Genomic DNA, 16173 nt, shown 5'->3' with positions numbered 1-16173 from the left:
CGTCTGTACCGCGCGCCGGCCCGGCAGTCCTGCGGTAGGGCTAACGCCGTCGGTGTGCTGCACGATCACCAGCCTTGGAAGAAGAGGACGTGTTCTTCGAGTCGGGGAATTATTACACAGCTGTCCAACCCATTGGGTATGTTGCCAATCATTAAGTCATCGTCGTCGGACTGGGAGCTCCCGGGCTGTCCAAGACCCCATGGCTTCCCTGCCAACGCGGAGGTGCGCGAGATCGCGGGGCCGCGTCAAACCCAGCACCCGGAGGTGAGCCGGTGAGCGTAGTCGACAGTGCGACAGTGGATAGCCCAGTCGCGGTGGATCGGACGACTCTGCACCATCTGTGGAAAGCGATTCTCGCCGGGATCGCGATCGTCGTGGCTGTGGCTTGTTACTTCGCGCCGGTATTACTCGCCGCGCTCGGAATAGCTGTTCTGCTGCTCCTCTGCGCGCGCTTGGTCTATCGGGACCGCGACCGCTACATCCCGAACCTGTATTCCCGGGACACCAGGGTCTACGACGACGCGTACCGCTCGTTCATCCGCCGCACGCTCGAGGATATTCGGCGGTGCAGGATTGGTGGCCACACGCTGTTGTGGGAGGCATCGCGCCTGCCGAAACCAAGCCGCCAGAATTCCGACGAACTTCTGCTCGATCTGGGTGTCTGGCTGGGCTGGTCGACGAGGCTGACATCCGATGCCTCCGGCCGCCAGGTCTACGGCTTCGACACCTTCGAGGGCCTCGTCGAAGACTGGCAGGTCGACGACGAGATCGTCTTCAAGCGCGGCACCTTCTCGCTGTCCGAGCCGCTCGCGCAACGATCCATGCACGACACCGGGGTGATCCTGCAGGACGGCCTGCCCGCGCCGCTCGGCCGCAAGGTCCAGTTCATCAAGGGCGCCACCTACGACACGCTGGAACCGTTCCTGGCCGAGCGACCGGACGCCCCGATTCGGCTTTTCCACATGGATCTGGACACCTACGAGAGCTGCCTGCACGCGCTGGAGACCTGCAAGGACCGCTTTGTCGAAGGATCCATTCTCGTCTTCGACGAATACCTCGTCACCAATGCCGAAATGCGGGCGTTCTTCGAGTTTCAGGAGCAGTACGGGCTGGAATGGCGCTACCGGGCCTGGGGTCTCGAAGTCATGGAGATGAACCTCGAAATGGTCGTGTCGCGGTGGAAGCGCGCGACGTACTACCTACTCTGGATCGCGGCGTATTGGCTGGCGGGCGACGGCAGCTATGTCTGGAAGTTCTTCGGCAAGCGGTTCTGGCGATTCTGGCTGGGCGCACCGATCGGCGACATCTTCTTCATGCTCGGCGCCGCCGGACAGCGGAAGTCGGTCAGCCTCGAAATCACCGGACTGGGCAAGTTGGACCGGACGCGTCCGCGCGACCAGAACGACGGATGAATGGCGGGCCCTCGGTCGTGCGCCGGGTTCCCGGCTCCGCTATGAAGTTCGTCCTGGCGAGCTGGGGGAGTCGCGGCGATGTCGAGCCCAACCTCGCCGTCGGTCGCGAACTGGTGCGCCGGGGGCACGAGGTCTGCATGGCCGTCCCGCCCGACCTGGTCGGCTTCACGGAGGCGGCCGGGGTTGCGGCCGTCGGGTTCGGGCCGGAGGCGCGCTCGATCCTGGACGCGCACCGCGAGTTCTGGACGTGCTTTTTCAGCCACCCCTGGCGGGTCCGGGATCTGGTGAGGTCGCGGCTGGAGATCTCGGGGCCGCTGCTGCGGGCCTGGCAGGAGATGAGCACGACGCTGGTGTCGCTGGCGGACGGGGCCGACCTCATATTCAGCGGCATCAACTTCGAGGACGCCGCCGCCAACGTCGCGGAGTATTACGGCATTCCCCTGGCCACGTTGCATTACTTCCCGCTGCGGCCCAATGGCCAGACCCTGGTATTCCTGCCGGCGCCGCTGCGGCGTTCGGCGGTGGCGGCGTTCTGGTGGGTGTCGTGGCGCGGGGTGAAAAAGGCCGAGGACGCCCTGCGCCGCGACCTGGGCCTACCGAAGGCGAAGGGGTCGGCGCCGCGACGGATCACCGAACGCGGATCGCTGGAAATCCAGGGCTACGACGAGGCGCTCTTCCCCGGGCTGGCGGCCGAATGGGCGCAATACGAGCGGCAGCGCCCCTTTGTCGGCGCGCTGACGCTGGGGTTGGCGACGGACACCGACGAGGAGATCGCGTCCTGGATCGCCGCCGGAACGCCCCCGATCTACTTCGGGTTCGGCAGCACCCCGGTCGCATCCCCGGCCGAGACGATCGCCATGATCGGCGCGGCCTGCGCGCGGCTGGGCGAGCGGGCGCTGGTGGCCGCCGCCGGCACCGACTTCGGCGGCGTCCCCCATCCCGACCACGTCAAGGTCGTGGGAGCGGTGAACTTCTCGACCGTCTTTCCCGCCTGCCGCGCCGTCGTCCACCACGGGGGCACGGGCACCACGGCCACCGGCCTGCGCGCGGGAGCCCCCACGCTGATCCTTCCGACGGACATGGACCAGACGCTCTCGGGATCTCGGGTCAAACAGCTGAGGGTGGGCACCGCCCGGCGGTTCTCGGCCGCTACCGAGGAAACCCTGGTCGCGGATCTGCGCACCATCCTCGCCCCGGAATGCGCGGCCCGGGCCCGTGAACTCGCCACCCGCATGACCGAGCCCGCCAAGAGCGTCGCCGCCGCCGCCGATCTGCTGGAAGATCTCGCCCGCTCCAAACGGGTCGGCTGATCCACGATTCGCGGTTTCGCCGTTGTCCGCGCCTACTTGTCAGCTCGCGGCACCCACGACGGCAAGCGAAACCCATCGCCGCAGGCCACGCCCTATGTGCCGGTGCCGGTGTGCTGCGCCGCGCACCAATTGCCCATTCGGGTGACACGCGTCTCAGCAGGGAAGTATGGTTTAGGACTTGTTACACCCATGTCGAGTAGGGGACTGGAGACGCGGTTGAGCATCAATCCGTTCAGCGATCGCAGTGGCAGCATTTTCGTCTTGGTCAACGACGATAGGCACCCCGAGACGATGGGCGGTCGGAAATGACCGAAAACCAGAACGGGGCCCTGCCGACCAACGGATCACCCACCCGCCCGCGCGAACCAGAGGGTTTCGCGATCATCGGCTACGCGGCGCGCTTCCCGGGCGCCGCGGACGTCGACGAGTTCTGGGATGTGCTCCAGCAGGGGCGGGACGCGATTTCGGAGGTTCCCTCCGACCGCTGGGACGTCAACGAGTTCTACGACCCCGACCCCGACGCGCCCGGCAAGATCGTGACCCGCCGGGCGGGATTCATCGAGGACGTCACGGGTTTCGACGCGCCCTTCTTCGGGTTGTCGAACCGGGAAACCATGTTGATCGACCCGCAGCACCGGCTGCTGCTGGAGACGGCGTGGCAAGCGGTCGAGCACTCGGGCACCGCGCCGTCGTCTCTGGCGAACACCAAGACCGGCGTGTTCATGGGCCTGGGCACCCACGACTATCTGGGATTGATCTCCGAACAGCTGAGCTACGAGGACATCGAGGCGTACGTCGCGATCGGGACGTCGGCGGCCGCGGGCGCGGGCCGGATCAGCTACGGGCTGGGCCTGCAGGGCCCGGCGGTCACCGTTGACACGGCGTGCAGCTCGTCGCTGGTCGCGATCCACCAGGCGTGCCAGGCGCTGCGCTACGGCGAATGTGACCTCGCGCTGGCCGGCGGCGCGAACGCGCTGCTGAGCGCCAAGACCGCGATGACCTTCTCCCACGCGCACATGCTCGCGCCCGACGGCAAGTGCAAGACCTTCGACGCGTCCGCCGACGGGTATGTGCGCGGCGAGGGCTGCGGCGTCATCGTCGTCAAGCGCCTCGCGGACGCGCTCCGCGACGGCGACCGGATCCGGGCCGTGATCCGCGGCAGCGCGATCAACCAGGACGGCGCGTCGGGTGGTCTCACGGTACCCAACGGTGTGGCGCAGCAACGCGTGATCGCCGAGGCACTGGCGTCCGCGGGCGTCGCCCCCGGCGACGTGGGATACCTGGAGGCGCACGGCACCGGGACCTCACTGGGCGACCCCATCGAGGTCCAGGCCGCCGGCGCGGCCTTCGGCAAGGGGCGCGAGGCCGGCCGGCCGCTGTTGATCGGGTCGGTGAAGACCAATATCGGGCACCTGGAGGCGGCCGCGGGGATCGCGGGCGTCATCAAGGTCATCCTGGCGCTCGAGCACGAGGTGTTGCCGAAGCACCTGCACTTCCAGAAGCCGTCGCCGCACATCCCCTGGGACCGGCTTCCCGTGCGGGTAGTCGACGAGGCCACCCCCTGGGTGCGCGACGGGCGACCCCGCATCGCCGGCGTCAGCTCGTTCGGGTTCTCCGGCACCAACTCCCACGTCATCATCTCCGAAGCCCCCGCCGAGGTGAGCCAGGCGGCCGCGGCCCCGGCGCCGTCCGACGACCGGCGCTTTTCCCTGTTGCCGCTCTCGGCGCGCAACCCGGAAGCCCTGGTGCAGCTCGCGCAGGACTACCGCGGCTGGCTGGCCGAGCACCCGGACGCCCCGTTGGCCGACATCTGCTTCACCGCCGGTGCGGGTCGCTCCCACTTCGAGCACCGCGCCGCCCTGCTGGTCAACTCGACCGAATCCGCGCGCGAGGCCCTCGGTGCGCTGGCCGACGACCGCCCGGCGCCCGGTCTGGTGCGCGGGGACTGCGTCGACAAGCCGAAGACGGCGTGGCTGTTCACCGGCCAGGGCAGCCAGTACACCGGCATGGCCAAGGAGTTGTTCGAGACCGAGCCGGTGTTCGCCGAGACGATGACCCGGTGCGCGGAGGCGATCGCCGGCGTGCTCGAAAAGCCGCTGCTGGACGTCATTTTCGACCCGGAACACGAAGACACCCTGCGGCTGACCACCTACGCCCAGCCCGCGTTGTTCGCGGTGGAGATGGGCCTGGCCCGGCTCTGGCAGTCCTGGGGGTTCGAACCCGACGTGGTGCTGGGCCACAGCGTGGGCCAGTACTCGGCCGCGTGTGTCGCGGGCGTGTTCAGCCTCGAGGACGGGGCGCTGCTGATGGCCGAGCGCGGCCGGCTGTTCGGCAGCCTGCCCGCCGGTGGCCGCATGGTCGCGATCTTCGCCGCCCCCGAGCGTGTGGAGAGCCTGACCGACGAGTACCCGAGCCTGTCGGTGGCCGCCTACAACGGCGCCAACACCGTGCTGTCGGGTCCCGCGGAGGACCTGGAGCGGGCGCTGGAGGGCCTGGAAGACGACGGTGTGCGCTGCGACTGGCTGGACACCAGCCACGCGTTCCACTCGGCGCTGCTGGACCCGATCCTCGACGAGTTCGAGGCGTATGCGAACCGGTTCGAATACCGTTCGCCGCAGCGGACTTTGGTGTGCAACCGCACTGGCGGGGCCCTGGGCCGGAGCGCGAAGCTGGACGGCGCCTACTGGCGCCGCCACGCCCGCCAGCCGGTCGAGTTCTCCAAGAGCGTGCGCACCCTGGCCGACCTGAGCTGCGCGGTGCTGCTCGAGATCGGTCCGCAGCCGGTGCTCACCGCCGCGGCGCTGCGCGCCTGGCCCGACCCGGCCACCGCCCCGCGCGCGATCGCGTCGCTGCGGAAAAACACCGCCGACCACCGCCAGATCACCGAAGCCCTCGCCAACGCCTACGTCGCCGGCCACGTGCCCGACTTCGGCGCCCTGGCGCACGGAGCGGTGCGCAAGCTCGACCTGCCCACCTACCCGTTCCAGCACCGCCAGTACTGGTTCCGGGAGGAGCGGACACCGCACACCCAACAGGCCCCCCAGCAGGGATCGGCGATGCGCACCGACGCCGTCCGGCTGCTCGAGGACGGCCAGTTCGAGGAACTCGCCGCGCTGTTGGGCCGCACCAACGGCGACCAGCAGCAGACCGTCGCGGTGCTCAGAGAGCTTGCCGCGCAACACAACCAGCAGCGCAGCACCCAGTCCATCGCCGACTCGCGCTACGAGATCCGCTGGGAGAAGGCCGCGGCCGGGGCCGCGCGCGCGGGCGAGGGCGCCGCCTGGCTGCTGATCAGCGACGACGCCGCGGCGGCCCAGCCGTTGGTCGACGCGCTGACCGCGCGCGGGCACCGGTCCCAGATTCTCGGGCTGCCGATGTCCGACGCGGACGAGCAACAGCTCGAAGCGACGCTGCGCACCGCGGCGGCAGACGACGCGGAGCTGCGGATCCTGCACGTCGCGGCCCTCGACTCGGACACCGCGCCGTCGACGCAATCGCTGCTGCGCATGCAGCACCGCATCCTGGGCGGGACCCGGCGGCTCTTCCGCGCCGCGGCCGCCGCCGAACTGCGCGCACCCATCTGGTTGGTCACCCGCGGCGCGCAACGGGTCACGGACGCGGACGCGGTGTCACCGGTGCAGTCCTGCCTGTGGGGCTTCGGTCGCGCCGCCGCCCTGGAATATCCGCGCCAGTGGGGCGGGCTGGCGGACCTGTCCGCCGCCGGCGCCGACCAGTGGTCACGGCTGGTCGACCAACTGGTGGCCGCCCCGGCCGGTGAGGATCAGTTCGCGTTGCGCGACCAGGCGGCCTTCGTGCCCCGGCTGACCCGGCGCGCGGGGTTGCCGAACGCAACACCGATGGCATTGCGCGACGACGCGACGTACCTGGTGACCGGCGGGCTGGGCGCGATCGGCCTGGAGGTTGCCGGCTACCTGGCCGCGCACGGGGCCCGGCATCTCGTGCTGACCAGCCGGCGCGCACCGAACGAGGACGCGCAGCAGCGCATCGACGCCCTGCGCGAACAGCAGGGCTGTGACGTGCGCGTCGTCGCCGCCGACGTCGGCAATCCGCACGACGTGGCCCGGCTGATGACCACCGTGCAGGCCGAACTGCCGCCGCTGGCCGGCATCGTGCACGCCGCCGGCGAGATCGGCAACACCCCGCTGCAGACCCTGACCGACGACGAGGTGGACCGCGTCTTCGCCGGAAAGGTCTGGGGCGCCTGGTATTTGGCCGAGGCCACCGCCGACGTCAAGCTGGACTTCTTCCTGAGCACCTCCTCGATCTCCGGGGTGTGGGGCAGCTTCGGGCAGAGCGCCTACGGGGCGGCCAACGCCTTCCTCGACGGGCTGGCCTGGCGGCAGCGTGCGCAGGGTGTCCCGGGCATCAGCGTCAACTTCGGGCCATGGGTGTCGGGGTCGGCGGGCATGGCCGACGAGGAATCCCGCGCTCACCTGGACAAGCGCGGCGTCCGGGGTTTGTCGCCCGCCGACGCGCTGGCGGGGATGGCCGACCTCATGGCATCGTCCGCGAACGGGGCCGTGCAGGGAGTCGTGGCCCGAATCGACTGGGCCAGCTTCCTGCCGCTCTACCAGATGGCGGGCAAGCGGGCCTTCCTGGCGCAGCTGGAACGCGAGGTGCCCCAGTCGGAGTCGGCGCCGGCGTCGGCGTCGGGGGGCACCCAGCTGGTCGACCGGCTCGCCGCCGCCCCCGTGCAGCAGCGCAAGAAGCTCGTCGTGGACTACCTGCGCGACGTCGTCGCGGAGGTGACGCGGATCGACGCGGCGGGGATCCGCGAGGAGGCCGGGTTCTTCGATCTCGGCATGGACTCGCTGATGGCCGTCGAAATGCGGCGCCGCGTCGAGCGCGCCGTGGGCAAGGAGCTGCCGTCGACCCTGGCGATGGACTATCCGCGCCTGGTCGACGTGGCGGACTTCCTGCTGCGCGACGTCCTCGGCATCGACGGGAAGGCGGCCGCCGATGCGGGCGCCGCAGCACCGGCCCAGCCGGCCGCGGTCGTCACGACCCACGCCGACGAGCCGATCGCGATCGTCGCGGTGGCCTGCCGCTTCCCGGGCGCGCCCGATCCCGAGGCGTTCTGGGAGGAACTGGCCGGCGCCGTCGATGCGATCCGCGAGATCCCGGAGGACCGCTTCGACGTCGACGAGTACTACGACCCGGACCCCGAGGCGCCGGGCAAGATCTACACGCGCTACGGCGGCTACCTGGAAGGGGTCGACGGATTCGACCCGGAGTTCTTCGGCATCTCCCCGCGCGAGGCCGTGTGGATGGACCCGCAGCAGCGGTTGATGCTCGAAATCGTGTGGGAGGCCCTCGAACGGGCCGGGTATTCGCCGGCGTCGTTGCGCGGCAGCAAGAGCGGCGTTTTCGTGGGCGTGGCCGCCAACGAATACTCGCAACTGCTCAACGCCAACTCGGTCGAGACCATCGAAGCCCACTTCATCACCGGCAACGCGCTCAACGTCATCGCGGGCCGGGTCGCGTTCGCGCTCGGGCTGGAAGGCCCGGCGATGGCGGTCGACACCGCCTGCAGCGCGTCGCTGGTCGCCGTGCATCAGGCCTGCCAGGCCTTGCACTCCGGTGACTGCGACATGGCGCTGGCCGGTGGGGTCAACGTGCTGGTGAGCCCGGCGTCCATCGTCGCCACCTCGCGCGCCAGGATGCTGGCCGCCGACGGCCGATGCAAGACCTTCGACGCCCTCGCCAACGGCTACGCCCGCAGCGAGGGCTGCGGGGTCCTGGTGCTCAAGCGGCTCAGCGACGCCGAGCGCGACGGCGACCGGATCTGCGCGGTCATCCGCGGCACCGCGGTCAACCAGGACGGCGCCTCCAGCGGTTTGACCGTGCCCAACGGCGGCGCGCAGCAACGCCTCATCGCCACCACGCTGGCCCGCGCCGGGCTGTCCGGCGGGGAGGTCGACTACCTCGAGGCGCACGGGACGGGCACCTCGCTGGGCGATCCCATCGAGGTGCAGGCCGCCGCGGCCGTCTACGGCGCCAACCGCGACGCGGACCGGCCGCTGCTGATCGGATCGGTGAAGAGCAACATCGGCCACCTCGAGTCGGCGGCTGGCATCGCCGGCCTGATCAAGGTCGTGCTGTCGCTGCAGCACGAAATGCTGCCGCAGAACCTGCACTTCGAGACGCCGTCGCCGAACATCCCTTGGGCCTCGCTGCCGGTGCGGGTCGTCGACAAGGCGATGCCGTGGCACGCCAACGGCCGGCCGCGCCGCGCCGGGGTGAGCTCCTTCGGGTTCTCCGGCACCAACGCCCACGTGCTGATCGAGGAGGCGCCGGCGAAGCCGGCGGCCGCCGCCGACGTGATCGTGGCACCGGAGTCGGGCGCCGCCGCCGACCGTGTCGGCGTCTTGCCGCTGTCGGCGCGCTCACCGCAGGCGCTGACGGCGTTGGCGCAGCGCTACGGGGACTGGCTGGGTGCGCACCCGGACGTCGACATCACCGACGTGTGCTACACCGCCGGGGTGGGCCGTTCGCACTTCGAGCACCGGGCCGCGCTGGTCGTGGATTCGGTCGAGGGCGCCCGTGAGCTGCTGGCCGGGCTGGCCGAGAACCGGCTTGGCCCCGGCGCGGTGCGTGGCGAGTGCGGTGACCCGCCGAAGACGGCGTGGTTGTTCACCGGGCAGGGCAGCCAGTACCCGGGGATGGCGCGCGAGTTGTTCGACACCGAGCCGGTGTTCGCCGAGACCGTGCAGCGGTGCGCCGACGCGGTCGACGGCATGCTGCCGCGCCCGCTGCTGGAGGTCATGTTCGATCTCGACAACGGAGAAGCGCTGCGGCACACCTCTTTTGCGCAGCCGGCGCTGTTCGCCGTCGAGATGGGCCTGGCCCGGCTGTGGCAGTCGTGGGGCATCGAGCCCGACGTGGTGCTGGGCCACAGCGTGGGCCAGTACGCGGCGGCCTGTGTGGCCGGGGTGTTCAGCATCGAGGACGGGGCACGGCTGATGGCCGAGCGCGGCCGGCTGTTCGGCAGCCTGCCCGAGGGCGGCCGGATGGTCGCGGTGTTCGCCGACGCCCAGCAGGTGGAGCGCGTCGCCGAGGAGTTCCCGCACCTTTCCGTCGCGGCCTACAACGGCCCCAACACGGTGCTGTCGGGTCCGGCCGCCGACCTGGAACAGGTCGTCGCCAAGCTCGAAGGCGACGGGATCCGCTGCACGTGGCTGGACACCAGCCACGCCTTCCATTCCGAGCTGCTGGATCCGGTGCTCGACGAATTCGAAGCCTACGCAAGCAAGTTCGAATTCGCGGTGCCGTTCCTGCCGCTGGTGTGCAACCGCACCGGCGCGGTGCTCAACGCGGACACCCCGCTGGACGCGAAGTATTGGCGGCGGCATTCCCGCCAGCCGGTGCAGTTCGCCGAAAGCGTGCAGACCGTGGCGGCGCTGGGCTGCTCGGTGCTGATGGAGATCGGGCCCCAACCGGTTCTGACCGGTGCCGCGGTGCAGGTCTGGCCGGATTCCTCGGCCACCCCGCGCACCGTCGTCTCCCTGCGCAAGGGCACCGAGGACCGGCGCCAGATCGCCGAAGCGCTGGCCGCGTCCTACGTGGCCGGGCATCGGCCGGTGTTCGCCGCCCTGTATCACCGGCCGCACCGCCGGGTCCCGCTGCCCACCTATCCCTTCCAGCGCCGCCGCTTCTGGCCCAAGAACGCCGACATCCGCGGCGTCGACGGTCAGGGCGCCGCCGGGTCCGGAATCCTGGGCAGCGTCAAGGACCTCGCCTCCGGTGACATGGTCTACACCAGCCGGTGGTCCACCAAGACGCAGCCGTGGCTCTCGCACCACGTCATCTACGGCACCGTCGTCGTCCCCGGCGCCACGTATGCGGCGATGGCCCTGGCCGCCGTCGGGGCGCCGGCGCAGGTGCGCGAGGTCTTCTTCTACGAGCCGATCATCCTGGGCGACAAGAGTTCCCGGGAGGTGCAGCTGACCCTGCATCCGGTCGAGGACGGCGGCTGGACCTTCCAGGTGCACAGCCGTCCGTACGGTGACCGCGAGGCCGACTGGTCGTTGAACGCCGACGGCCGCATCGCCGGCAGCATCGACGACGAGCCGGCGACGGAGCCGTCGGAATCCATCGACGCCGCCTGCGAGCGGTTGAGCCGCATGCGCCCGCAGCAGCTGTTCGACACCTTCGCCGACCTGGAGCTGCACTGGGGCCCCACCTGGGCCACGTCGCTGAAATCGCTGTGGTCCGGCGACGGCGAGGCGGTCGGCGACATCGCCATCGGCGACGAACTGGCCGAACAGCTCGGCAGCGAGCCGGTTCACCCGGTGCTGCTGGACCTGTGCACCGGCGTCGCGTTCCCGGCCTTCCCGGCCTCACTCGCGGCGTCCGAGGACGGGCTGCCCGATCTGTTCCTGCCGCTGCGGTATGGGCGGGTGGAGCTGCGGGAGAAGCTGCCCAAGCGGTTCTACTGCCGCGCGCGGTGGCAGAGCGGCGGTTCCGACAGCGAAACGCAGGTCTTCGACCTCGATTTCGTGGACCGCGACGGCCGTCAGCTGGGCAGCATCCGCGAGTTCGCGGTCAAACGCGCGCCCCGCGAGGCGTTGCTGCGCGGGCTGGGCGGCGACGCCACCCGCAACCTGTACACGCTCGGCTGGGAGGAGGTGCCGGCGCCGGCGCCGGGTACCGCCGCCAAGGGCGACGGCACCTGGCTGATCGCCGGATTCGACGAGCTGGCCGCCGACGTGCCGGGGTCCGTCACCCTGGACCGCGGTACGGACGCGGAGGCCTGGAAGCAGCAACTCGTCCAGGCCCAGGAGCGCGGTGCCCCGGTCTCGGGGATCGTCTGGCGCAGCGCAAACCGGCCCACCGCGGAGGAGTCCAGCGACGACTTCGCCGCGCGGGTGGAAACCGAGATCGACCAGCTGCTCGCGGTTGTCCGGACGCTGCTGGCCCAGCAGGACCTGAAGCTCACCGGCGGCCTGTGGATCGTCACCGAACGGGCCGTGGCGACCGAGTCCGGCGAGCCGGTGGACCCGGCGCAGGCGGCGTTGTGGGGCCTCGGGCGCACCGTCATCACCGAGCAGCCGAGCCTGCGCTGCCGGCTGGTCGACTCCGACGGATTCGACGACAACGCGCACTCGCTGGCCGGCCTGCTCGGCGCGGCCCTCGAGGAGCCCGAACTCGCACTGCGGCAAGGGAAGTACTGGGTGCCGCGGCTCCTGCCCTGGTCGCGCAGCGGCCACCTGGCGATACCGCGCGCCGCCGACTTCTACCTGGCCCCGACCGAACGCGGCGCGATCGACAACCTGCGCCTCAACGAGACGCACGTGGCGCCGCCGGAGGCGGGCCAGGTGCAGATCCGGGTGGAGGCCGCGGGCCTGAACTTCCGGGACGTGCTCAACGTGCTCGGCCTGTACCCGGGCGATCCGGGGCAGATCGGCGGCGGTGACCTCGCGGGCGTCGTCACCGAGTTTGGCGCCGGCGTCACCGGGTTCGAGGTCGGGCAACGCGTCTTCGGCTTCATGCCCGGCTCCTTCGCCACCCGGGTCAACGTGCCGGCGCAGTTCCTGGCGCCGGTGCCCGACGGGGTCAGCGGGGTGGGCGCCGCGACCATCCCCGCCGGGGCGCTGACGACCCGGCTGGCGTTCGACTGGGCGCAGGTCGGCCCCGGTGACCGGGTGCTCATCCACGCCGCCAGTGGCGGCGTCGGTCTGGCCGCCATCCAGATCGCGCAGCAGCGCGGGGCGACCGTGTTCGCCACCGCCAGCACCTACAAGCGCGCCAAGCTGCGGGAGATGGGTGTGCAATACATCTACGACTCGCGCAGCACCGACTTCGCCGACCAGATCCTGGCGGACACCGGCGGCGCCGGCGTGACCGTGGTGCTCAACTCGCTCACCAACGAGGGGTTCATCGCCGCGACCGTGCGGGCCACCGCCCAGGGCGGCCGCTTCGCCGAAATCGCCAAGCGCGACATCTGGACTCGTGAGCAGATGGCGGCGGCCCGTCCGGACATCTCCTACGAGATCATCGCGCTGGACGCGTGCATCGAGAACGAACCCGAGCGGGTGGGCAAGCTGCTGCACGAGGTGGCCGACAGCATGGCCAACGGCGAACTGGCGCCGATCGCCGTCGAGGTCTACCCGGTGACGGAGGCCAAGACCGCGTTCCGGCGGATGCAACAGGCGCGACACGTCGGCAAGATCGTGCTGCAGATGCCGCAACCGCTGCAGCCGCGCGGTGATCGGACCTACCTGATCACCGGCGGGCTCGGTGCGCTCGGCCTGTTCACGGCGGCCCACCTGGCGCAACTCGGCGCCGGTGACATCGTGCTGACCAGCCGGCGCGCGCCCGACGCCGACGCGCAACAGGCGATCGACGACATCGTGGAGCGCCACCGCTGCCGCATCCACGTGTTCACGGCCGACGTCGGCGACGAGGCGCAGGTCGAAGCGCTGCTCCAGCGGATCCGGGCGGAGCTGCCCCCGCTCGCGGGGGTGGCACACCTGGCCGGTGTGCTCGACGACGCGCTGCTGACCCAGCAGAACGTGGAGCATTTCCGGACGACGCTGGCGCCCAAGGCGTTCGGCGCCCGTTACCTGGACCGGCTGACGACCGACGACGATCTCGACTTCTTCATCCTGTACTCGTCGGCCGCCAGCGTGCTCGGGTCGCCGGGCCAGGCCAACTACGCCACCGCCAACGCGCTGCTCGACGGGCTCGCCGTGGACCGCAGGGCGCAGGGCCTGCCCGCGACCGGCATCAACTGGGGCCCGTGGGCGAAGGGTGGCATGGCCACGTCGCACGCCGCGCGCGCGAACCTCAGCGCGCAGGGCCTGATTCCGCTGGAACCCGCGGCCGCGCTCAACGCGCTTTCCGAGGTGGTCGCCAACGGGACCGGGCAGGCAACCGTGATCAAGGCCAACTGGCAGCGCGCCGCGAAGGGGCTGGGCGCCTCCCGCCCGTCGCTGCTCGCGCACGTGTTGCCCAGCGCCGCCACCGCCACGCGCGGCGACAGCGAGTTGCTCCGGCAGTTGAACGAGGTGCCCGAGTCCGAGCGGGGCAGTTTCCTCACCGACTACCTGCGGCGCGAAGTGCAGCAGTTCCTGCGGCTCGCGCAGCCGCCGGCGGCGACCAGCCGGTTCCTGGAGCTGGGCACGGACTCGCTGATGGCGGTCGAGTTCAGCAACCGGTTGCTTCCCCAGTTCGGCGGCGCGTTCACGATCAGCGCCACCGCGGTCTTCGACTATCCGACCATCGGGGCGCTCGCCGAGTACCTCGCCGGTCAGGTGCCGGAGTCCGACGAGGTGCAGTCCTTCGGGGCGTCCGAGCCCGCGCAGTGATCGCGGGGAACGGGTAGGTATAGCCGCGTGCGCGCACGCCGTTGCGGCGACCGACCAAGCGACGAGTCTCGCGTGCGATAGCGCCGGTGATATCGCATTTCGCGATCACCTGACGGCGGCCTCACGGTACTCACGTGACTGATGTGGTTGCCGATACGGCGGGTACGAAGTGGGACGGCCCTAGGTCGCCTCGGCGCGCAGCTGAGACCTCAGGATCCGGTACTCCAGCAAGCCCGCCCGCATCTGCTCGTAGATCGCGGACCCGGGCAGCGCGAGGAAGTTGGCCACCCGGGCATTGCCGTCGCCGTACACCTGCTCGTAGTTGTTGCTCGCCTGATCCCGCGAGGCCAGTACGTTGGCGGTGATGTCGCGGTCGTCTTCGGTGACGAAGCCCAGCGCCTTCAAACGCGACCTGACATAGTCCCAGTCCTCCGGGCTCAGGAAGTCCGTGTGCAAGAACCACGCCCCGGGCCGGCAGATCCGGCGCACTTCTTTCAGGAATTTCGGCAGGTTGCCATACGAATGCGAGGACTCGATGTTGATGACCGCATCGCAAGACGAATCGTCGAGGGGAATGTTCAATGCGTCGCCGACCATGAAGTCGAGCGAAGGTTTGACGTGCGTTTTGCTGCAGAAGGCGATTGCTTCCGAGGACATGTCGATGCCGGTGACCCGCGCGTTGAATTTCTCCGCGACGAGTGCGGAGTTGCCGCCGCGCCCGCATCCGATTTCGACGACTCTGCGGTCGTTGAGGTCGCGGGACCCGACGACCTCGAACACCAACCGGACCGAGTTGGCGTTGAAGGTGCCCTCGCGAATGGGGAACGCGGATTCGTTGCTGGAATCTATCGGCAGGTAGCCATAATTCAGGAAGAACGACGAGTCGGCCACGCCGATGTCCTCGAGGCGGCGGCTGAGTTTGTCGTAGAAACTGCGCCAGCCGACGGCGGTCGTGGACAGCAGGTCGTCGGCCAGGTGCGCCGACATTGCAACCGGTGCACCGTCCTTCGATTCGACGTGAACCGAAGCTTCGCTGTGGTCGTCCATTTATGTCGCCTCAATCGAATCTGCTCTGCCCCATGAGCGCCTGACATGGTGCTGCTTTTGCGATGACTTTGACCGGGAATCAGTCCGGTCTGACGCGGCGCACGGGAGCGCCCGCGCCTGTCGCGTCATGAAGATGACTATTCCGGATGCCTCCAATTTTCGTGCGTGCCGCAACCGTCGAGTGCGAAGAAATCCTTTGCGGAGTGGGGGAAACTCTGTCGCCTCGCCGAATTGTGCCGTCCCTACAGTAGCCGCGATGTTTGCAATCGCAAAGGACACCGCAGCGCCCTCCGCCGAAGCCTCGACGGCAAGCGGGTGGCGTCCCGTCGAGGACCGCGCGGGCGGACTTGAAGGCCGGTCGTCTCGGTCGTGCCGGCGGCTGGGGCCGGGCCCGGGCAGTGGTCGCCCGGGCGCGCCGACCGGAGAGGCAGTAACGATTTCCGCCGGCCGATCGGCGTGGGCCAGCGAACGGTACGGCGATCCGTGGGCCGAACGACAAAGCGCTTGGGAGATTTCGGCATCCGATTGCCGAATGATTGAACGCCCGCGGCCATCGAAGCCGCGGTGCGCACCGGCGCCGAGACGGACCGTCCGGCAACCTTTTTGGTGAACGGAGTCGGGCCGTGAACTGAGCGCGGCGAATTTCAGCGCGCCAGAGTACGGCCGGGCCGATGGTACCAGCGGGTAGGTTTCAGCTGAGGGATCACCACCTGAATTTCCCCCAAGACCGAGACAACTTCCGTCGGCCTCCAGTATGGTCTAGAACTTGTTATACCTATGTCCAGTAGACGGGTCTGGGAGACACGGTGAGCATCAATCCGTTCGACGACGAAGATGGCAGGTTTTTCGTCTTGGTCAACGACGAGGAGCAGCACAGCCTGTGGCCGGCCTTCGCCGATGTTCCCGCCGGCTGGCGGGTGGTGCACGGCGAAGCGGATCGCGCGGCGTGCCTGGAGTACATCGAGCAGAACTGGACCGACATCAGGCCGAAGAGTCTGCGCGAGCGTTTGGCCGCGGGACAGGGGCATTGACGGTTAGCCGTGAGACAGGGTCATTGACGGTTGCCCGCGGGAC

General features: G+C 69.7%; 5 protein-coding genes. 4 read left to right on the top strand and 1 reads right to left on the bottom strand.

The genetic code is table 11. The features are described from left to right. Positions 1-272 precede the first annotated feature (272 nt). From AB8998_RS17225 to AB8998_RS17215, 3 genes are all read left to right on the top strand, one after another. Positions 273-1412, top strand: a complete 1140-nt coding sequence (locus AB8998_RS17225) for a class I SAM-dependent methyltransferase (protein WP_369738975.1) — start codon at positions 273-275, stop codon at positions 1410-1412. Positions 1413-1453: 41 nt separating this feature from the next. After that, complete coding sequence (locus AB8998_RS17220; RefSeq protein WP_369738974.1) at positions 1454-2722, top strand: glycosyltransferase; 1269 nt, start codon at positions 1454-1456, stop codon at positions 2720-2722. A gap of 305 nt (positions 2723-3027) precedes the next feature. Further along, the gene (locus AB8998_RS17215; RefSeq protein WP_369738972.1) at positions 3028-14052 is read left to right on the top strand and encodes a type I polyketide synthase; all 11025 of its coding nucleotides are present in this window, start codon (positions 3028-3030) and stop codon (positions 14050-14052) included. Between the two features lie 180 nt (positions 14053-14232). Here AB8998_RS17215 and AB8998_RS17210 read toward each other — a convergent pair whose 3' ends face one another. Continuing rightward, positions 14233-15099, bottom strand: a complete 867-nt coding sequence (locus AB8998_RS17210; RefSeq protein ID WP_369738971.1) for a class I SAM-dependent methyltransferase — start codon at positions 15097-15099, stop codon at positions 14233-14235. Positions 15100-15905: 806 nt separating this feature from the next. Here AB8998_RS17210 and AB8998_RS17205 point away from each other — a divergent pair. After that, positions 15906-16130 (top strand): MbtH family protein, encoded by a 225-nt coding sequence (locus AB8998_RS17205; RefSeq protein ID WP_369738970.1) that lies wholly within the window; start codon positions 15906-15908, stop codon positions 16128-16130. The last annotated feature ends 43 nt before the right edge of the window (positions 16131-16173 follow it).

The sequence above is a fragment of the Mycobacterium sp. HUMS_12744610 genome (assembly GCF_041206865.1).
Taxonomy (GTDB): Bacteria; Actinomycetota; Actinomycetes; order Mycobacteriales; family Mycobacteriaceae; genus Mycobacterium; species Mycobacterium servetii.
The sequence above is the reverse complement of the archived record's forward strand: the minus strand, read 5'-3'. Positions and strand labels throughout refer to the sequence as shown.

Bases quoted from the DNA above. Each gene is read 5' to 3' on its own strand.
- AB8998_RS17220 (WP_369738974.1), top strand. From the start codon at position 1,454: ATGAAGTTCGTCCTGGCGAGCTGGGGGAGTCGCGGCGATGTCGAGCCC.
- AB8998_RS17210 (WP_369738971.1), bottom strand. From the start codon at position 15,099: ATGGACGACCACAGCGAAGCTTCGGTTCACGTCGAATCGAAGGACGGT.
- AB8998_RS17215 (WP_369738972.1), top strand. From the start codon at position 3,028: ATGACCGAAAACCAGAACGGGGCCCTGCCGACCAACGGATCACCCACC.